Raw genomic sequence first — 19655 nt, forward strand, 5'->3', positions numbered from 1 at the left:
CCATGATTCGGCGCAGTTTCACCACCTTCGCGGCGGCTGTCGCGCTTGCCGTATCGGGAATTGCCAGCCCCGCCCCCGCGCAACAGGCGCCTGCACCCTCGGGCACCTTGCGGGTCGTGCTCGTCAACCCGCTGGCGAGCGTCGATCCCGTCATCTCCACCGCGGCATTCGTCCGGAACCACGGCTTCTTCGTCTACGATCAGCTCTTTGGCCTCGACAGCCGGGGCGAGGCGCGGCCGCAGATGGTCGAACGGCACGAAGTCTCGGCCGACGGCATGACCTACCGCTTCACGCTGCGCGAAGGCCTCGCCTTCCATGACGGCCAGCCGGTGCGCGCGGCCGATGCGGTCGCCTCGATCCGCCGCTGGGGCCAGCGGGACATCGCCGGCCGCGCGCTGCTGGCCGCGACGGCCGCGCTGGAGGTGGTGGACGACCGCACCTTCACCCTGCGCCTCTCCCGCCCCTTCGGCCTGGTGACCGAGGCGCTGGCGCGTTCGACGGCGAGCGCGCTTTTCGTGATGCCCGAGCGGATCGCGAACACGCCGGCCAATGTCGCCTTCACCGATGCCACGGGTTCCGGTCCCTTCATCTTCCGCGCGCAGGAATTCCTGCCCGGTGAGCGCGCCGTCTATGTCCGCAATCCCGCGTATCGCCCGCGGCCGGAGCCCGCGGACGGGCTCGCCGGCGGCAAGGTGGTGCAGGTCGAGCGCGTCGAATGGCTCGGCATCTCCGACCCCGCCACGGCGGCGGCAGCGCTGCAATCGGGCGAGATCGACTTCATCGAGCAGCCCTCGCCGGACGTGCTGCCGACGCTCGCGCGCAACCGCAACATCCGCACCTTCGCGCTGAACCCGGTGGGCTCGGTGGTCTGGCTGCGGCCGAACCATGCCGTCCCGCCCTTCAACGACCCGCGCGCGCGGCGGGCGCTGCTGTACCTGGTGAACCAGCACGAGAACCTGCAGGCGATCGGCATCGCGCCGTCGGAGCAGGTGCCCTATTGCCCGGCTTACTTCCTCTGCGGCACGCCGCTCGAGAGCGCGGCCGGCGCGGAAGGGCTGCGGGAGATCAACGTCGAGCGCGCCCGCGCCCTGCTGCGGGAGGCCGGCTACAACGGCCAGCGCGTGGTGTTCCTGAACGCGACGGATACGCCCATCAACAACGCCGTGACGCTGACCATGGCGGAGAACATGCGGCGCGCCGGGCTCAACATGGATGTCGTCGCGATGGACTGGGCGACGCTGACCCAGCGGCGGAACCGGCGCGAGCCGGTGGAACAGGGCGGCTGGAACCTCTTCGTCACGATCGCGAACGTGCTCGATGCACAGAACCCGCTGGTAAACCTCTACCTCGGCGCGCCCTGCGAGACCGCGCCGGCGGGTTGGCCCTGCGATGCGGAACTCGAGCGCCTGCGCGCCTCCTGGTGGGAGGAATCGGACCCCGCGAAGCGGCGCGAGATCCTTGAGCGCGTGCACGCCCGCGCCTATGAGGTGCTGCCCTACATCAACGGTGGGCAGTTCCGCGTGCTCGCGGCCTATCGCGCCAATGTCGAAGGCCTCCGCCCGACCACGATCCCGGTCTTCTGGGGCGTGAGCAAGCGGTGACCACCATCGCGATCCCGGAGGCCGGATACCGCTTCATCCCTGCGGTGATGCAGTATTCGGGCGGCGTCGCCGCCCTGCCCGGCTTCCGGCTCGAACGCGCGCGTTTCGCCGATCCCGTGCCGCTGGCCGAAGGCTGGCGGCGCATCGCGGCGTTCCTGGATGCCATCGGCCGCCCCCGCATCGCCTTCGCCGCCTGCGAGTTGCGCTCCCCGGCACCCTTCACCGAGGACGGATTCGCGACCTTCAACAAGGCCTATGCCGGCGTGCTCGCCGAATGGGGCGTGCTGCGGGACGGGCGCAACCCGGTTGCGCGCAGCAATGTCTGCCCGCGCCACGCGCCGCCCGCCGAGCCCTGCTTCCACGCCTTCTGCTACACGGTGCCGGAGGATGGTGCCGAGCCGTCCTTCGCCGTCGCGGGCAGCGGGGAGTCGGTCGAGGGCAAGGGGACCTATCGCGACAATACCGTCGCCTACGGGGATACCTCGCCCGGGGGGATGCTGAAGAAGGGCCTCTGGGTGCTCGGGGAGATGGAACGGCGGATGGGCCTGCTCGGCCATGGCTGGGCGGGCACGACCGGCGTGCAGGCTTACACCGTGCATTCGCTGCCGCCGACGCTGACCGCGGAGATCGTCGCCCGAGGCGCGGCGCGGCACGGCCTCACCTGGCAGGATTGCCGCCCGCCGGTCGAGGGCCTGGACTACGAGATGGACTGCCGCGGCATTGCGATGGAGCGCATGCTTCCCCGCTAGTGTCCTGCCCGCGAAGTTCGCTGGATTTCCAGCGAACGAAGCGGACAAGCAGGCCACTGAAAACAAGGGCCAATGGCCTGAGAACGAAGTCCGCAGGATTTCGGAATCAGGACATTAGATCGGGTCCCGCACCAGCGGCGAGGTGGAGCAGTGGATCCCCCCGCCGCCGAGATAAACCTTGTCGTACGCCACCAGCCGCACGCTGATGCCGGCCTTGTCCAGCGCTTCCTGCGTGCGGGGGCCGACCTGGTCGCTCATCAGCACGCGGCCGGGCGCGACGGCGAGGCAGTTGATCGCCCAGGACGGGTCCTCGTGATTCAGCGGGATCATGCGGATGCCGAGGCGCTTCAGTTCCTCCATGAAGACGAAGGGCAGGATCACCGGGTTCACCAGCGCGACATCGTGATCCAGCATCACGAAGGCGCCATCGATGTGCAGGCGGTAGCCGGGGATCTGCACGCGGACGAGGCGCGTGCCCTGGAGCGCCAGCACTTCCTCCATCTGCCGCGCGCCTTCCTCGTTGACGCGGGAGGAAACGCCGATCACGGCCACATCCGGCCGGACATAGGCGAAGGAACCGCCTTCCATCAGCCCGTTGCCGGCGATGGTGCGCAGGATGGGCATGCCGATGGTGGCGAGCGTTTCCGTCACCGGGCGTTCCTCGCCACGCCGGATGCGTGGGCCCATGCGGGTGACGACCGCGCCGCCGTCGATCGCGATGCAGGAATCGCGCGTGTAGATCGATTTGTGGCGGCCGGCGGCAACGCGCGTCAGCATCACCACCTCGACGCCCTCCTCGCGCAGCGCGGCGGCCAGCGCGTCATGCTGCGCCTGCTGTTCGGCGAGCGGCGGGATGAATTCCCCGCGCCAATAGGCTCCGGTCTTCGGGTCGCCAAAGGCGCCAAGTTCCGTGATCAGCGGCAGGCCGTCGAGGACCTTCATCTCCTCGCCGGGGCGGTGCATCAGCACCACGCGCAGGCGTCCTATGTCGGAATTGCAGCCCCAGCGGCGGCCCCAGCCGAATTCCTGTTCGGAGGCGCTGTTGAAAGGCGGCTCCGCCTCGCTGGCGAAGCGCTCGATCAGCATGTTGTAGCGATGGTCGAACTCGCTCATTGCCTGGGCCATGGGCGTCAGCCTCCCTCGGAACGCCGCCGCAATGCGCGGTCGGCCATCAACAGCAGCAGCGTGAACAGGATCAGCAGCACCGCGACGGCGGCCATGGCGGGATCGAGGTTCTCGTTGATCCCGTCCCAGATGCGCCGCGGCAGGGTGAAGACCTGGCGGGAGGCGATGAACAGCACCATCACCAGCTCGTCCCAGGAATGGATGAAGGCGAAGATCGCACCGGAGAAGATGCCCGGCGCGATGCGCGGCAGGATCACCCAGCGCAGCGTCTGTGAGAGCGAGGCCCCCATGCCGCGCGCCGCCTGCTCGAGCCGCGGGTCGAAGGCCGCAAGCGCCGTCGAGACGGTGATCACCACATAGGGAATGCCGGTGACGCCATGTGCGATCGCCACGCCGAGGAAACGGTCCAACAGTCCGAGCGGGCCGAAGTAGCGATAGAGCCCGATCGCATAGACGATCGACGGGATGATCAGCGGCAGCAGCATCAGCACGCGCACCAGCTCGGTCGCGCGGCGGGAGATGCGCCAGCAGCCGATGGCGCAGAGCGTCCCCGCCGTCACCGAAAGCACCGTCGCGGCAACCGCAATGGTGAAGGACTGCCAGATCGAACCCAGCCACTCCGCGGAACCGAGCACCGTGCCGAAATGCCGGAAGGAGATCCCCTCCTGCGGCAGCGACAGGAAACGCTGGTCGGTCAGCGCCACCGGCACCACGATCAGGATCGGCAGCACCAGGTAGAGCGCGGTGACCCAGGCGAGGCTCCGGCCGAAGGGGCCCGTCCGGTAGGCGCCGTCCATGCGGTCAGGCCCCCGCCCCGAAGATGCGCCGCAGGTCCACGACGCGCGAGAAGATCGCGAGCGTGACCAGGATCGCCACGACGAGCATCGTCGCCATCATCGTGCCGAGCCCCCAGCGGATCAGATCCAGGATCTGCAGGCTGATCCACTCCGCCACCATCAGCGTCTTGCCGCCGCCCAGGATGGCCGGCGTGATGTAGAAGCCGAGCGAGAAGATGAAGACCAGCACGCCCGAGGCGATAACGCCCGGCATCGACAGCGGCAGGAAGACGCGGCGGAAGACCTCCCCGCGCGAGGCGCCGAGGCCGCGCGCGGCGGCGAGCAGCCGCGGGTCGATCTCCCGCATGCTCGCCAGCATCGGCAGCACGGCGAAGGGCACCATGTAATGCACCATGCCGACGACGATGCCGAACTCGTTCCAGACCAGCGGCAGCGGTTCCTCGATCAGGCCGGCGCCGATCAGCGCGTTGTTCACCAGCCCCTGCCGGCGCAGCAGCGTGACCCAGGCGAAGGCGCGCACCAGCACGGAGATCCACAGCGGCACCAGCACCGCGAGGATCCACCAGCCGCGCGCGACGGGCCTGGCGAGCGTGATGGCATAGGCGATGGCATAGCCCAGGAGCAGCGCCAGCGCCGTGGTGATGATGCAGATGCGCAGCGTGGTGAAGATCACGCGCTGCACGGCGGACGATGTCAGGATGCGCTCGTAGTTGCCGAAGCCGGGTTCCGGCTCGGTCACGCTGATGGCCAGCACCTGCACGATGGGCGCGATGTAGAAGGCGACCAGCAGCAGGAAGGCCGGCAGGATCAGCAGCCACCAGCCGACACCGGGCCGCCCCGCGGCGCTCATGCCGCATCCTCCAGCACCGGCACGGCGGCGTCCGCCGCCCAGCCCAGGCGCACGGGAAGCCCCTCGGCCGGCGCGATGGGTGCCTTCCAGGCGGGCAGCACGGCGCGGATCTCGCCGAGATGTTCCGTCGCGACGCGCAGCGAGAAGCCCGCGCCAAGATACGCGAAGGACAGGATGCGGCCTTCGGCGATGTTCTCCGCCCCCTCGTCCTCCGCAAGCAGCGCCACCTTCTCCGGGCGCAGCGAGAGCAGGGTGCGCGCACCCTCCGGCGGTGCCGCGGCGCCATCCGGCAACCGCACCGCGACACGAACCGCGCCCGCTTCCAGCGCGAAGCCGGACGCCGTCGCGCCGTGCACCATGCCGTCCAGGAAGTTCGACTTGCCCAGGAAGTCCGCCACGAAGCGGGTGCGCGGCCTTTCGTAGAGTTCCCCCGGCGCTCCCGCCTGCACGAGCCGTCCGTGGTTCAGGATGGCGATGCGGTCGGAGAGCGACAGCGCCTCCTCCTGGTCATGCGTGACGTTCACGAAGGTGCGGCCGACCCGCTGGTGCAGCGCCTTCAGTTCCTCCTGCAACTCGGCGCGCAGCTTCTTGTCGAGTGCCGAGAGCGGCTCGTCCAGCAGCAGCAGCGCGGGGTCGAAGACCAGGGCGCGGGCCAGCGCCACGCGCTGCTGCTGCCCGCCGGAGAGTTGCTTCGGCAACCTGTCCGCGAAGGCGCCGAGCTGCACCAGGTCCAGCGCGCCGCGCACCTTCGCATCGCGCTCGGCACGCGACATCCCACGCACCCGCAGCGGAAAGGTGACGTTCTCCGCCACTGTCATGTGCGGGAACAGCGCATAGCCCTGGAAGACCATGCCGAAGTCGCGCTTTTCCGGCGGCAGCGGCGTGATGTCGCGCCCGTCCAGCAGGATCGCGCCGGCCGAAGGCGCCACGAAGCCTGCCACCGCCATCAGGATCGTCGTCTTGCCCGACCCGCTGGGGCCAAGGAGCGTCAGGAACTCCCCCCGCCCGACCTCCAGCGAGACGTCGCTCACCGCGACGAACTCGCCATATTTCTTGCTCAGCCCGCGCAGCGAGAGGGCATGGCCCTTGGCCTCGTTCACGCGCGGTAATCCGGCTGCTCTCGATCGAGCTTCCGCTTCAGCGCCTGCCAGGGCAGCCAGCCCTTGGTCGGCCCCGTGCCGAACTGGTCGCGCGCGCGGCCCACCACCGGGGCCGGTGGCACCGCCAGCGGCGCGCCCGATGACTGCGCCGCCAGTTGGATGCGGCAAGCCTGTTCCAGGTAATACATCCAGTAGAAGGCCTCGGCGACGGTGTGCCCCACCGTCAGCAGCCCGTGGTGCCGCAGGATCATGCACGGCATGTCGCCGAGGTCGCGGACCAGCCGGTCCCGCTCCGAGAGGTTGTCGTCGGCCGCGATGCCCTCGTAGTCGTGCAGTGCGACGCGGCCGTCGAACTCCATGCTCATCTGGTTCAGAGGCAGCAGCCCGCCCGATTGCGCCGCCACCGCCATGCCGGCCAGCGTATGCGTGTGCATCACGCACATCGCGTCGGCCCGCGCGCGGTGCACCGCGGAATGGATGACGAAGCCCGCAGGGTTCACCGGCCAGGAGGTGTCCTGCATCGGCTCGCCATCCGCATCGACGACGACCAGGCTTGAGGCCGTGATCTCCTCGAACAGCAACCCGTAGGGGTTCACCAGGAAACGATGCCCCTCCCCCGGCAGGCGCGCCGAGAGATGGGTGAAGACCAGGTCGGTCATGCCGAAGATCGCGATCAGCCGATAGGCGGCGGCGAGATCCTCGCGCACCGCCTGTTCGGTCGGCACCTGGTTCGGGTCCGGCTTCGCCGGCGGGGGCGGCAGCGACATCAGTACCCTCGTGCGTGATCGTAGAGGTTGGGAAGCGCCTCGCCGCGCTCGAGGCGGGCGATGCAGCCGGCGACGTAGCGCGCACGCTCCATGCGGCTGGGCAGGCTTGCGACATGCGGCGTCACGGTCAGGCGCGGATGCGTCCAGGCGGGGCTGTCGGGCGAGAGCGGTTCGGGTTCGAACACGTCGATCACCGCGGCGGACAATCGTCCCTCGTCCAGCGCCGCGATGATGTCGGGCAGCACCTGCTGCACGCCGCGGCCGACCTGCACCAGCCCCGCCCCGCGCGGCAGGCGGGAGAGCAGCGGCGCGGCGACGATGCCCTTCGTCTCCGGCGTCGCCGGCAGCAGGCAGACCAGCACCTCGCTGCGCGCGAGGAAGGCCGGCAGCCCGTCCGCGCCGGCGAAGGTCTCGACGCCGGGCAACGCCTTCGGTGTACGTGACCACCCGACCACGGGAATACTGAGGCCGCGCAGCATCTCGACCGAGCGCATCCCCATGGCGCCGAGGCCCATCACGCCGACCGTGCGGGCCGAGGCGGCGAAGGGCGCCTCGAAATAGTCCCACTCGCGGCGCGCCTGTGCCATCGCCATCCGGCGCGCATCCTTGGCCAGCGACAGCACCGCCCAGCAGACGAACTCGCCCATGCGTTGCGTCGCCTCGGGCGGCACGCAGCGCACCAGCGGCAGGTGCCGCGGCAGCAACGGGTCGGCGGTGATCAGGTCCACGCCGGCGCCGGACCCGAAGATCGCCCGCAGCCCGGTCATGCGAGCGAGCCGCCCGGGCTCGGGGTCCCACACCAGCGCGTACCCCACCCGCGCCGGGTCGAGCGACGGATCGTCCCACCAGCGCAATTCGAGGCCCGGCGCGGCCTTCGCGAAGCAGTCCTGCCATTCCGGGAGGGCTGCCTCGCCTCCCGACTTTACAACCAGGATCACGGCCCGCGGTCAGCCCGTGATGGTGTCGATGAAGTCGGCATTGGCCTGCTGGTAGTTCTCCCCCCACCAGTTGCCGTCCAAAACAACCTGCACACGTGCGTTCTCCGGATCCGTCGGGTTCTTGCGGCGGAGTTCCTGCGGCACCAGCGCCGCCGCGCGCGGGTTGGTCGGGCCGTTGCCAAGCAGTTGCAGCAGGCCGACCTGCGGTTCGACATTGGCCAGCATCGAGGCCATCAGCCGCTGCGCCATCTCGCCGCCCGGGTTGCCGCGCGGGATGACGAAGATGCCCGCCTGCAGCAGCGCCTGCGGCCAGATGAACTTGATGCGGCCATTGGTCTCGGCTTCCAGCACGGTGGCGCGCGTGTGCCAGATCTGGCCCATCACCGCCTCGCCTGTGCGCATGAACTGCTCGCTCTCGCTGCCGCTGTTCCAGTAGACGGCGTTGCGGCGCAGTTCCGCCACCTTGCGCAGGCAGGCCCGCAGATCGAGCGGGTAGAGATTGGCCGGATCCTTGCCGAGCGCCATCTGCGCCGCATCCAGGGCGCCGATCGCATCCCGCCGCAGCAGGCGCGTGCCCGGGAACTTCCGCAGGTCCCAGAAATCCGCCCAGGAGGTCGGCCCGCCCTGCGGGAACTTCGCGCTGTCGTAGGCGAGCACGCTGCTGAAGGAATAGGGCGCGGCGCCGTATTCCAGCGCGAAGCCCGGGCCGATCACGTTCTCCCGGTTGACGATCGAATAGTCGATCTTCGTCACCAGGTTCTGCCGCCCGAGCAGGTTCGAGGACGAAGCCGAGGAATCGCACATGTCCCAGGTGACGCGGCCGCTCTCGACCATCGACCGGATGCGCCCCGCGGACGGTCCGGTGCTGTCCTGGACCACCGTCCAGCCGGTGTTCGCCGCCATGAAGGGCTCGCCGTAGAAGCGCCCGAAGCCCTGGTTGGCGATGCCGCCCCAGTTGACCATCACGAGTTGCCGCGCCGCCTGGGCACGGGCTTCATCGGTCGCGAAGGGTGCGACGCCGAGTGCGGCAAGGCCGGCCAGAAGCGTCCTCCGGCTGACCTCCCCGCGCCGATAGCGGCGCAAGGCCAGGGCCACGCAATCCTGCTGGAAGCTCTGCATCGCCGTCTCTCCTCACCTGGCCCGGATGTCGCGGACGCGTGTCCCCGATCACTCGTGGCCGTGCGTTGCCACTTGCGGTTGCCGAAGTGCTGGCGTGAACTCTCCCGTCGAAACTTCACCATGGGCGAGTGCATCCGGCAATGACCCTCGCGAACCCCCTCTTCGCACCGGGCTTCAAGACGAGCCCCTGGTGGTGGGAAGCCGCCGAACCGCCCAAGCGCGACAGCGTGCTGCCCGACCACGCCGGGGTCGCGGTCGTCGGCGGCGGCTATGCGGGGCTCTCCGCGGCGCTCACGCTGCGCCGGCTCGGCCACGACGTCGCGGTGCTGGATGCGGAACGCATCGGCTGGGGTGCTTCCTCCCGCAATGGCGGCATGGTCTCGGGCGGGCTGAAGGTCGCCTCGGGTGCGCTCGAACAGGCGCATGGCAAGGAGAAGGCGCGCGCCATCGCCGAGTCCGCCGCGGCCTCCTTCCCCTTCATCGAGGAAACCATCGCGCGCGAGGGCATCGACTGCGACTACGTCCGCTGCGGTCGCTTCGTCCCGGCCTGGACGCGCAAGCACTACGACGCCCTCGCCGCCAAGGCGGATTTCATCGCGGACGTGACCGGCCTGCCGACCCGCATGGTCCCGCGCGAGCAGCAGCGGGAGGCACTGGGCAGCGACCACTACCATGGCGGCATGATCGCCGACGCCTCGGGCAGCCTCCACCCGGGCAAATACGCCCGCGGCCTTTCCCAGGCAGCGGAGAAGGCCGGCGCACACCTGGTCGACGCCGTGCGCGTCGCGGGCATCCAGCGGGATGGCGAGGGCTTTCGCCTGGCCACCGACCGCGGCCAGATGCGCGCCGACGCGGTGCTGGTCGCGACCAACGGCTATTCGCGCGACAGCCACGGCCGTTCGGCCATGCCCTGGCTGGCGCGGCGCATGGTCCCGGTCGGCTCCTACATCATCGCCACCGAGGAACTGCCGCACTACGCGATCGACCACCTGTTTCCCGGGCGGCGGATGATCAGCGACACCAAGCGGGTGCTGAACTACTTCCGCCCCTCCCCCTACGGGAACCGCATCCTCTGGGGCGGGCGCGCCAGCTTCGGGCCGACCGATCCCGCCACCGCCGCCCCGGTGCTGCACCGCTTCATGACGGAGGTCTTCCCCGAACTGAAGACCGTGCAGATCACCCATGCCTGGACCGGCAACGTCGCCTTCACCTTCGACTTCCTGCCCCATATCGGCGTGCAGGACGGCGTCCACTACGCGGCGGGCTGCCAGGGTTCCGGCGTGGCGATGGCGACCTGGCTCGGCCACAAGGCGGCGCTGAAGATCGCGGGGGCGGAGAACGCGCCCTTCGCGCTGGACGGCCTCACCTTCCCGACATTGCCCTTCTACACCGGCAACCCGAACTGGTTCATGCCCATCATCGGCGGCTGGTATCGGCTGCGCGACCATATCGACCGGGTGGCGGCGTGAACGCCGACTTCGTCCTGCTGAACGGCCGCATCGCCACCATGGATGCGGCGGGCAGCGAGGCGCAGGCGCTCGCCGCTCATGGCGGCCGCATCGTCGCCATCGGCCCGGACGACGCCGTCCGCGGCCACATCGGTCCCGGCACGCGCGTGCTGGATGCCGAAGGCCGCCGCGTCATCCCCGGTATCGTGGACAGCCACGCGCACCCGGATGCCTATGCGGTGCGGCTGCGCACCTGGACGCTGGTCTCGCCCGACCGCGTGACGACGCGCGACGGGCTGCTCGGCACCATCCGGCGCGTGTGCGAAAGCCTCCCGCCCGGCCGCTGGGGCGCCTTCTACCGGCTGAACGAGCGCGCCTCCGGCGGCTATCCGACGCTCGACGAGCTCGATGCGGCGAGCGGCGGGCGCCCCGTCTTCATCCTGCGCACGGACGGGCATCTCGGCCTCGCGAACCGCGCCGCCTTCGCCGCCTGCGCCATCGGGCCGGCGGTGCAGGACCCGCCCTTCGGCGCCTTCGACCGGGATCCGCGCACCGGCGCCTTCACAGGCCTGGTGCGGGAGACGGCGGCGCACATCTTCCTCAACGCCGTCCACGGCTCGGACAGCGAATCCGACATCGCCGAGGGCATGGAGACGGTGCAGGACGAATGCCTGCGCCACGGCATCACCTCGGTCGCCAATTCCCTGACGCCTGCCAAGGCCATCCGGGCCTACCAGACGATGCGCCGCGAGGGCCGCTGGCGGATGCGCATGGGCATCATCGCGTCCGGGCGCGACGAGCCCCTGATCCCGCACCTGATCGGCGCCGGCATCCGCTCGGGCTTCGGCGACGACTGGCTGCGGTTGATCGGCGTGGAGTGGTGCCCGGATTGCTCGACCTCCGGCCGAACCGCCGCCTACTGGGAACCCTACCTCGGCACGCCGGTGCCGGGCGAGCCGGTGCCCAATACCGGCATGCTGCTCTACGAGAAGGACGACCTGACCGAACGCGCCACCGCGGCGCACAAGGCCGGGCTGCAGGTGATGATCGAAGGCGTCGGCGACCGCGGCATCGACTTCGCCCTCGATGTCATGGAAGCCGCCCTCGCCGCGCATCCGGTGGCGGACCACCGCATGCGGGTGGAACACTGCTGCTACGTCACGCCGCCCATCCTCGCGCGGCTGAAGCGCGGCGGCTTCGTCGATTCCTCGGCCACCGGCTTCATGGACGAACTCGGCGAGGCCTATGTCGCCAATCGCGGCCATTCTGCGATGCGTCACATGTGGCCGCACCGCAGCCTGATCGCCGCGGGCATCCCTGCCCCGGGCCATTCCGACTTCGCCGTCTGCCGGGTGAACCCATTCACCGCCATCGGCGCCATGGTCACGCGGCGCAGCCAGACCGGCGCCGACCTCGACGCCGCCGAGGCCGTGACGCCCGCGCAGGCCCTGGCCGCCTACACCACCCTCGGCGCCTGGGCGCAGCGGGAAGAAGCAGACAAGGGCTCGCTCGAAGTCGGCAAGCTGGCGGACCTCGCTGTGCTCGACACCGACATTCTCACCTGTGATCCGTCCGCGATCCGTGGCACCGGCGTGATAGCGACGGTGGTGGGCGGGATGGAGCGGTTCCACGCGTAGTCCGGCCGCGTCGGATTCCGGAGTCCCCCCTTCCGGCCGCCGCGCGGCTGTGAGACTCTGGCGCCTCGCCGAATCCCGCCCGAGGTAGCGCCATGCGCCCCATCGCCCTGTTCGCCGCCCTCATGCTCGCCCCCCTGCCGGCCGCCGCGCAGAACCTGGTGGTCGAGCGCAACATCGGCGCGACCCTGGCGGCCGAGGCCGTCGCCGCGGCGGTCGAGGCCTGCGCCGGCCGCGGCTACCGGGTGGCGGCCGCAGTGGTCGATCGCGCGGGCGTGCTGCGCGCCCTGCTGCGCGCCGACGGCGCCGGGCCGCACACCGTCTCCTCCGCACAGGCCAAGGCCTATACGGCCGCCAGCATGCGGACCAACACCAGCCAGATCCTCGAGACGGTCCGCACCAATCCCGGCGCGGCGCGGTTGCCGGACATCGAGGGCTTCCTCGTCCTCGGCGGCGGGCTGCCGATCCGCGCGGGGGACGAGGTCGTGGGCGCGATCGGCGTGGGCGGCGCGCCGGGCGGGCATCTCGACGACCAGTGCGCCGAGGCCGGCATCGCCCGCATCCGCGAGCGGCTGAACTAGCGCTGCCCGGTTCGCGCCGGCTCGGCGTTTACATTCGCGAGCATCTTCACCCGATCAGGTGATTCCACCTGATCGGGATCTGCGCTAGCGCTTCAGCGCCAGCCGCTTCGCCGCGCCGCCGGTCGCGTGCGCGGCGAAGCGTGCGAGCACGTCCTCCGGCCAGGAGCCGACGCGGCGCGCGCCCAGGTCGATGCAGAGATACAGCACCTCGTTCTCCGCCGCCTGCCACCCTTCCGCCGCGTGGAACATCACGTGGCGGCAGAGCAGGCGCTTCGAATCGAAGGCCAGCACCTCGCTGTCGAAGGCGAGCGGCGCGCCCTCCGTCACCTCGCGCGTGTAGGCCTGCCAGGATTCCGCGGCGAAGGTGCCGAGGCCCCTGTCGCGGAATTCCGGCCCCAGCCCCAGCGACGGCCACAGCGCGTCCGTCGCGATATCGAAGGCCACCAGGTAGAAGGCGAGGTTCATGTGCCCGTAGTGGTCCACCCACTCGGGCTTCACGTGACAGAGCGGCGCGCGCATCGGCTTCAGTGGATGTCGTCCGCCTTCGAGAGCGCATCCCTGAGCTTCGCCACGTTGAAGCCGGGCGTCTTCACCATGTCGAGGATCACCTTCTCCCGCCGAGCGCCGAGTTCGATCGCGGCCGGGATCTTGGTGACGACGTCATGCGGAATGACCACGGCGCCGTGGCGGTCCGCGTGCACGACATCGTCGTGCCGCACTGACATGCCGTGAATGGTGACGTCGAGGTTCAGCGCCACGATGTGAACATAGGCATGGGACGGGTTCACCACGCCGGCGATACCCTGGAAGCCCGGCGCGAACATGTCGAGGTCGCGCACCGATCCGTTGGTCACCACGCCCTGCGCACCGAGGCCCTGGTGCACGGCGCTGTTCACCTCGCCCCAGAAGGCGCCGACGCCGGGTGTGTCATCGAGGTCCTGCAGGCAGACCACGGTCGGCAGGGCCGCATCGGCGACGTATTCGTACCAGGCGACGCGCATGGCCCGGTCCGCTTCCTTGCTGCGGCCGGAGGGGAAGGCCGCGCGCTGCGTGCCGGTGCGCGCCAAGCCGCAGATCGGCGGCAGCTTCGGGTCCACCGCCGTCATCGGACGCACAGTGAATCCATGTCCGCGACGGTGCGGCGCGACGAGTTCGAGTGCGTTGCAGATCGTGGGGGTGTCCCACTGGCGCAGCGCCTCGAGGTCGGCGGCGGTGAAAGGGTAATTGGCCATGCGGCGGTCTCCTCCGGAGCCGCCAGCATCGACCGGCGCGGCGGATCGGTCAAAGGGGGGCGCGGCGCGACGTCAACGAGCGATGCGCCGCAGCCGCGCACCCGCCTCAATCGCCGCGCAGCATGCGGAAGGCGTGGCGCTCCAGGAAATCCAGCCGGCCGGCGAGGTCGTCCGCCGCGCAGATCATGAAGGAAGTGAGGCCGAGGCCGACGCGCCGCGGATCCGGCTTTGCCTCCGTGCCGAGCGGCGTGCCTGCGCCGCTGTCGATCTCGACGATCACCTCCGACGATGACGCCTCGACCTCCACGACGCAGGTGAAGCGGCTGTCGCCCTGCGCCGTGACGGTCGTGAAGCGCGGCGGCGTGGCGCCCGCGCCGAAGGCCCGCAGGCGCACGCTGGTCTCCTTGCCCGGCGGGACGCAGCCCAGATAGAGGCGCAACGGCCCCTCGGCCGCGCCGGCCGGCAGCGACAGGCGCATGCGCGCGAGGCCCGGGCGCGTCCAGACGCCCCAGCGGTCGAGCGGATACCAGTTCAGCCCTTCCCGCACGATGTCGGCCACCGCCCTGGCGCGGTCCACCTGGCCGCCGCCGAGGAGGTGCAGCGGATAAGTCACGCCGGGCAGGACCGGCAGCCGCGCCCCGGCTTCGACCGCCGGCGCGTCACGCCGTGCGGCGACCGCACGCATGACCTGGTCGGCGATGTCGCCCCAGCTGCGCAGGCGCGTTGTGGCCAGGATCTCGGCCTCGCGGCGGGCGCGTTCCTCGGTGTCGAAGATCAGTGCCTCGAGCTTCGCCACGAGGTCCGGCTCGTTCCGCGGCTCGTAATAGACGGCGGCCTCGCCCCCGGCCTCGACGAGCGAGGTGTTGCGCGCGACCAGCGGCACGCGGCCGAAGGACAGGCTCTCGGTGACCGGCAGGCCCCAGCCCTCGTAGTGGCTGTTGGTGACGGTGAACAGCGCCGCCCCGTAGAGCGCCGCGAGCGTCACGTCCGGCACCCCGTGCGCGATGGTGACGCGGTCCTGCAGCACCGGGGAGTTGCGCCACAGCGTCATCGCAGCCTCGGCGAGCCAGCCCGGCTTGCCGATGCAGACCAGCCGCGGCACCCGCTCCGCGCCGTGCTTGCGCACCAGCGTCAGCCAGGCGTGGAACAGCATCAGGTGGTTCTTGCGGCTCTCGATCGTGCCGACGCAGAGCACGAAGGGCTCGCCCGGCTCCGGCAGGTCGGACCGCTCAGCCCAGGTGAGCCCGGTGGTGGCGCCGAGTTCCTTCTTCAGGTCCGCATCCAGGCGCACCACCGCGACAGGCAGGTCCACACCCGGGAGGATGGCCCCGGCGATGCGCCGGGCATCGGAGGCGGACCACTCGGAATTGGTGAGCGCGGAATCCGCCAGCGCCACCATGCCGGAGAACCACTGGGCGAATTCCTCGACCAGTGGCGGGGGGCAATGTTCGGGCGTCACGAGCGGGATGCAGTCGTGGATCATCGGCACGTAGCGGACGCCATACTGCCGCGCGACATGCCGCACATGCAGGAAGTAGTCCTTGATCCACCAGGAGGTGCCGAGGTTCACGAGGCTCGCCCCCGGCGCGAAGACGAAGTCCGGGCCCGAGAGCAGCGCCGCCTTGAGGTCCGCCAGCGCCTCGAGCCAGTCCGCCGCCCGCGGGTCGCCACCGCTGCGCGACAGGCGCCAGAGCCGCAGGAAGAGCTCCCGCCCGATCTCGCGCCATGCGCCGCCGACGGCATCGAAGGCCACGGCGGCGGTCGCCACGCCGTCCATCGGATCGAGCAGGGCCCGCGCCGTGATGTTCAATTGCACCCGCTGGATGCCGGTGGGCGTGCGGTTGTCCGCCAGGAAGGCGACCAGGTCCGAGGTGTCGAAGACGACCTGCACCGCCTGGCCCGGCACCGGCGCGCTCCGCACGAGCGGCGAGGCCAGCCGCGCCAGGGCCGAGGCCTCGCGCGCCGCCTCCTCGTTCGACGGGTCGATCTCCCGCGCGCGGGCATAGGCCCGCCAGGCCTGGGAGGTGTCGCCCATCAGCTTGAGCGCATGGCCGATCTGGATATGAACGTCGGCGATGTTCGGCGCCAGCGCCTCCGCCGCCCGGTAGGCCAAGAGCGCGTCGGAGGGGTCGCCCGATTCCTTGAGGCAGTGGCCGAGCTGGATCTGCGCCCGCCAGTCCGCCGGCCGTTCCTCGAGATGGGCGCGATAGGCGAGGATGGCTGCATCCCACAGCCGCTGGTCGCGGAGCGAATCCGCCTGCCGCAGCCTGTCGCCCGCGGACGCCAGGGCGGCGTCCTTCTCGTCACGATCCATGCGTGGTCCTCATCCCCTGCCGCGGGTGCCCGGCGTCGCCGGGCCGCGGGGTCAGCCCCAGTTCACGCCGATCTTGCCATAGGCCTCGCGGAGCCGCATCCGGTAGCGCTCCATGGAGTACAGCGCGGCCTGGCCGGGCCCGGCCTGGGCAAGCCGGCCGCGCAGGTCGGCATCGGTGTCGAGGGCGCGGATCGCGTCGACCATCGCCCGCACATCGTAGGGATCGACCTTGATCGCGGCATCCCCCACGACCTCCGGCATCGAGGAGGTGTTCGAAGTCATCACGGGCGTGCCGAGCAGCATCGCCTCCAGTGCCGGCAGGCCGAAGCCCTCATACAGCGAGGGGAACAGCACCGCCTTCGCCCCGCGGATCAGGCTGACGAGCAGCGGGAAGGACGCATAGTCCACGTGCTGCACGCGGTAGTGCCGCCGGGTGCGGCCATTCTCCGTCAGCAGGTAGCGCACATGCTCGTTCTCGAACAGCAGGCGCAGCTCCTCCTCCGACTTCCAGGCCTTCTTGCCGACGATGACCAGCGGGTCCTGCACGCCGGATGCGAGGTAGGCCTCGATCATGCGGCCGACGTTCTTCTTCGGCTCGATCGCGCCGAAGAACAGGAAATAGCGCTGGAAACCGAGGCCGAAGGTGCCCTCGATCTCGGTCCTGACGTCGGCGATCGGCTTGTCGGTGAAGCGCGAGGGGATGTCCACCGCCTGGTATGTGTTGGTGACACGCTCCTCCGGCACGCCGAGCAGGCTGACGATGTCGCGGCGGGAAGCCTCGCTGACCGTGATGATGTGGTCGGCGCGGCGCGCGAGCAGCCGGCTCAGCCGATAGTATTGCCGCTTGTTGTCCAGCGTCGTGTAGGGCAGCCGCAGCGGCACGAGGTCGTGCATGGTGTAGATGTTGCGGGCGCCGCGGATCTGCAGGGCCAGCGGGTAGGTCCAGTGCATCACTTCCGGCGGGTGGCGGAAATGCACGTTCATCCGCGTGCGGTAGAGCTTGAAGTGCTGGCGTTGCGCCTCGAACAGGTTCTGCACGTTCCAGACATGGTCGAAGTGCGGCAGGCGGCTGCGGAAGGTGTCGCGCACCACGCGCCCCGTGATCGGCACCTGGGTGGCGAATTCCCCGAAGGGGGTGGTGAAGGCGCGCTGCGCGAAATGCGCCACCTGCGCGGCCTTGGATGGCTTGCCCACGCGCGGATCGAAGAAGGCGATCTCCCGGATCAGCGAACTCGTGCTGATGGTCGAGGTGGTCGTGCCGTAGAGCACGCCGACCTCGGCCCCGATGTCACGCAGGCAGAAGGAGAGGTTGCGGGCATAGGTGGCCACGCCCGTGCCCTGTTCGAGCGAGAGGTTGTATCCGTCGATGAAGATGCGCGGCTGGCGCTTGGCGGACATGGGCAGTTCCATGCAAGGGCGCGGTGGACACGGCACGTTCCCGGCGGATTCGCCGGCCCCGCCCGCGGCCCTATGCTCCTACAGGCTGAGGCGGGGTCCGGCCAAGGTCAAGCATTCAGCCCCGCCCGGTCAGTCGAGGAATTCGGGCGACACCAGCCGCGGCAGGAACAGCACGACCTCCGGCCACAGGATCACCAGCATCAGCACGCCGAGCATCGGCAGCAGCATGATCATGGTGTCCTTGATCGCATCGGCCATGCGCATCCCGGCCACGTGGCAGGCGATCATCAGGCAGAGCCCGTAGGGCGGCGTGACCAGCCCGAAGGCCAGGCTGACGATGCCGACCATGGCGAAATGAACCGGGTCCATGCCGACACCGGCCGCGAGCGGCTGCAGGATGGCCCCGACGATGATGATGGCCGGGATCGCATCGAGGAAGCAGCCCACCACCAGGAATACGGCGGCGATGAAGAAGCCCGTCGCGATCTTCCCCATCCCCCAGGCGGTGACGCCCTCGAGGATCGCCTTCGGAATCTCGTAATAGGCCAGCAGCCAGCCGAAGGCGGATGCGGTGCCCACGCAGAACAGCGCCACCGCGGCGAGGCGGCCGGTCTCGCCCAGCGCCTCCCACAGTTCCTTCATCCCCATCTCGCGGTAGTAGAGCAGCGACAGCCCGCCGGCGTAGAGCACGGCGATGCAGGCGCTCTCGGTCGCGGTGAACCAGCCGAAGACCTTGCCGCCGATGATGATGGCCGGCGTCATCAGCGCCGGGATCGAGACCGCCGTCGCGCGCAGCAACTCCCCCCAGCCCGACCGCGGATAGGTCGGATAGCCGCGCGCCTTCGCATAGGCATGCACGGTCGCCATCTGCACCAGCCCGATCAGCAGGCCCGGGATGATGCCGGCGAGGAACAGCGCGCCGATCGACACCGTCAGCACGCCGCCCCAGACGATCATCAGGATGGACGGCGGGATGATGACGGCGAGCACCGCCGAGACCGCGGTGATGGCGACGGAGAAGCTGTCGTCGTAGCCCTCCTTCCGCTGGGCATCGATGAAGATCTTGGACTGCGAGGCCGCATCGGCGGTCGAGGATCCCGAGATGCCGGCGAAGAAGATCGACAGCACCACGTTGATCTGCGCCAGCCCGCCCGGGAAATGCCCGACCATGGCGCGCGACAGCCGCATCAGCCGGTCGGTGATGCCGCCCACGTTCATCAGGTTCGCCGTCAGCAGGAAGAAGGGCACGGCGAGCAGGATGAAGGAGTTGTAGGCGTTGAACGTCTCCTGCATCAGCACCATCGGCCCGAGCCGCGGTTCCAGCGCCAGCACCGGCAGGCAGGCCAGGCCGAGCGCGACCGCGACCGGCACCCGCAGCGCCAGCAGCGTGAAGAAGACACCGAAGAGGATCCAGGCCGCCTCCCCCGCGGCCAGCGTATTGCCGCCCATCAGGCCCGTTCCCCCCGGACCAGCACGCAGAGGTCGTCGACGAACTTCTCCCCGCTGAAGAGCAGCCAGGAAAAGCCGAGGATCGGCCAGGCCAGGTGGATCAGCCACAGCGGCAGTTCCGCCAGTTCGCTGATGCGGAACCACGCGAAATCCACGAACTCGATCCCGTACCAGAGGAAGACCGCGCCAAACAGCAGCACGAAGAGGCCCGAGACTATGTCCATGAAGGCGCGCCTCCGCCCGGTCAGGCGCGGCCAGAGATCGACGATGAAATGGATGCCTTCCTTCTGGCCGACCATGGCGCCGATCATGACGGTCCAGACGAGCAGGAAACGCGCCATCTCCTCCGTCCAGATGTAGTGCGGCAGGTAATGCGTCTGGCGCGAGACAACCTGCAGCGTCACCGGGACGACGAGGATCAGGACGGAAATCGCAAGCAGCGCGGAGAGCAGCCGGGCATAGAGCCAGGACGCGCGCCGCACCAGGCCGCGCAGGCCGGGCTGGGACATGGAACGCTCCGGATATCGGAAGGGCACGACCGGGGGAGTCGGTG

18 protein-coding genes are annotated in these 19655 nt (G+C 69.9%); 5 read left to right on the forward strand and 13 right to left on the reverse strand.

Going from position 1 to position 19655, the window contains the following annotated elements:
* Nucleotides 1-2 precede the first annotated feature (2 nt).
* Together GXW76_RS07455 and cnbZ are read left to right on the forward strand one after the other, a co-directional pair.
* Complete coding sequence (locus tag GXW76_RS07455) at nucleotides 3-1601, forward strand: ABC transporter substrate-binding protein (RefSeq protein WP_211861372.1); 1599 nt, start codon at nucleotides 3-5, stop codon at nucleotides 1599-1601.
* The gene (cnbZ, locus tag GXW76_RS07460) at nucleotides 1598-2350 is read left to right on the forward strand and encodes a 2-amino-5-chloromuconate deaminase CnbZ (RefSeq protein ID WP_338150908.1); all 753 of its coding nucleotides are present in this window, start codon (nucleotides 1598-1600) and stop codon (nucleotides 2348-2350) included. Before GXW76_RS07455 ends, cnbZ begins: the two co-directional genes overlap by 4 nt.
* Nucleotides 2351-2464: 114 nt before the next feature.
* Here cnbZ and GXW76_RS07465 read toward each other — a convergent pair whose 3' ends face one another.
* From GXW76_RS07465 to GXW76_RS07495, 7 genes are read right to left on the reverse strand one after another with little or no spacing between them, the layout of a single operon-like run.
* On the reverse strand, nucleotides 2465-3475 hold the full coding sequence (locus tag GXW76_RS07465; RefSeq protein ID WP_211861373.1) for a dimethylarginine dimethylaminohydrolase family protein: 1011 nt from the start codon (nucleotides 3473-3475) through the stop codon (nucleotides 2465-2467).
* A gap of 5 nt (nucleotides 3476-3480) precedes the next feature.
* Nucleotides 3481-4272, reverse strand: a complete 792-nt coding sequence (locus GXW76_RS07470; protein WP_211861374.1) for an ABC transporter permease — start codon at nucleotides 4270-4272, stop codon at nucleotides 3481-3483.
* A 4-nt stretch (nucleotides 4273-4276) separates the two neighbouring features.
* Nucleotides 4277-5122: an ABC transporter permease gene (locus tag GXW76_RS07475; protein WP_211861375.1), complete on the reverse strand. Its 846-nt coding sequence runs from the start codon at nucleotides 5120-5122 to the stop codon at nucleotides 4277-4279.
* On the reverse strand, nucleotides 5119-6222 hold the full coding sequence (locus GXW76_RS07480; RefSeq protein WP_211861376.1) for an ABC transporter ATP-binding protein: 1104 nt from the start codon (nucleotides 6220-6222) through the stop codon (nucleotides 5119-5121). Before GXW76_RS07480 ends, GXW76_RS07475 begins: the two co-directional genes overlap by 4 nt.
* Nucleotides 6219-6989, reverse strand: coding sequence for a class II aldolase/adducin family protein (locus tag GXW76_RS07485; protein ID WP_211861377.1), 771 nt, complete (start codon nucleotides 6987-6989; stop codon nucleotides 6219-6221). Before GXW76_RS07485 ends, GXW76_RS07480 begins: the two co-directional genes overlap by 4 nt.
* Nucleotides 6989-7927 carry a 2-hydroxyacid dehydrogenase gene (locus tag GXW76_RS07490; protein ID WP_211861378.1) on the reverse strand — a complete coding sequence of 313 codons (939 nt, stop codon included), beginning with the start codon at nucleotides 7925-7927 and terminating at the stop codon, nucleotides 6989-6991. Before GXW76_RS07490 ends, GXW76_RS07485 begins: the two co-directional genes overlap by 1 nt.
* Before the next feature lie 9 nt (nucleotides 7928-7936).
* A complete protein-coding gene (locus tag GXW76_RS07495) occupies nucleotides 7937-9046 on the reverse strand; it encodes an extracellular solute-binding protein (protein ID WP_211861379.1) in 1110 nt (369 codons plus the stop codon).
* 140 nt (nucleotides 9047-9186) lie between these two features.
* Here GXW76_RS07495 and GXW76_RS07500 point away from each other — a divergent pair, with 140 nt between their 5' ends.
* From GXW76_RS07500 to GXW76_RS07510, 3 genes are all read left to right on the forward strand, one after another.
* Nucleotides 9187-10515: an NAD(P)/FAD-dependent oxidoreductase gene (locus GXW76_RS07500; protein WP_211861380.1), complete on the forward strand. Its 1329-nt coding sequence runs from the start codon at nucleotides 9187-9189 to the stop codon at nucleotides 10513-10515.
* A complete protein-coding gene (locus tag GXW76_RS07505) occupies nucleotides 10512-12131 on the forward strand; it encodes an amidohydrolase (protein WP_338150909.1) in 1620 nt (539 codons plus the stop codon). Before GXW76_RS07500 ends, GXW76_RS07505 begins: the two co-directional genes overlap by 4 nt.
* A gap of 92 nt (nucleotides 12132-12223) precedes the next feature.
* Nucleotides 12224-12709, forward strand: coding sequence for a GlcG/HbpS family heme-binding protein (locus GXW76_RS07510; RefSeq protein ID WP_211861381.1), 486 nt, complete (start codon nucleotides 12224-12226; stop codon nucleotides 12707-12709).
* An 84-nt stretch (nucleotides 12710-12793) separates the two neighbouring features.
* Here the strand turns inward: GXW76_RS07510 and GXW76_RS07515 are convergent, their stop codons facing one another.
* The 6 genes from GXW76_RS07515 to GXW76_RS07540 all read right to left on the reverse strand — a co-directional run bounded on the left by GXW76_RS07515 (nucleotide 12794) and on the right by GXW76_RS07540 (nucleotide 19611).
* Entirely contained in the window at nucleotides 12794-13228 is a 435-nt protein-coding gene (locus tag GXW76_RS07515) for an acyl-CoA thioesterase (protein ID WP_211861382.1), read from the reverse strand.
* A gap of 5 nt (nucleotides 13229-13233) precedes the next feature.
* Complete coding sequence (locus GXW76_RS07520; protein ID WP_211861383.1) at nucleotides 13234-13941, reverse strand: RraA family protein; 708 nt, start codon at nucleotides 13939-13941, stop codon at nucleotides 13234-13236.
* A gap of 106 nt (nucleotides 13942-14047) precedes the next feature.
* Nucleotides 14048-16255, reverse strand: a complete 2208-nt coding sequence (locus tag GXW76_RS07525; protein WP_211861384.1) for a glycosyltransferase family 4 protein — start codon at nucleotides 16253-16255, stop codon at nucleotides 14048-14050.
* Nucleotides 16256-16306: 51 nt separating this feature from the next.
* Nucleotides 16307-17653: a glycosyltransferase family 4 protein gene (locus tag GXW76_RS07530; protein WP_211861385.1), complete on the reverse strand. Its 1347-nt coding sequence runs from the start codon at nucleotides 17651-17653 to the stop codon at nucleotides 16307-16309.
* A 129-nt stretch (nucleotides 17654-17782) separates the two neighbouring features.
* Nucleotides 17783-19102 carry a TRAP transporter large permease gene (locus tag GXW76_RS07535; RefSeq protein WP_211861386.1) on the reverse strand — a complete coding sequence of 440 codons (1320 nt, stop codon included), beginning with the start codon at nucleotides 19100-19102 and terminating at the stop codon, nucleotides 17783-17785.
* The gene (locus GXW76_RS07540; RefSeq protein WP_211861387.1) at nucleotides 19102-19611 is read right to left on the reverse strand and encodes a TRAP transporter small permease; all 510 of its coding nucleotides are present in this window, start codon (nucleotides 19609-19611) and stop codon (nucleotides 19102-19104) included. Before GXW76_RS07540 ends, GXW76_RS07535 begins: the two co-directional genes overlap by 1 nt.
* Nucleotides 19612-19655 lie beyond the last annotated feature (44 nt).

This window comes from Neoroseomonas soli, assembly GCF_018129065.1.
Taxonomy (GTDB): Bacteria; Pseudomonadota; Alphaproteobacteria; order Acetobacterales; family Acetobacteraceae; genus Neoroseomonas; species Neoroseomonas soli.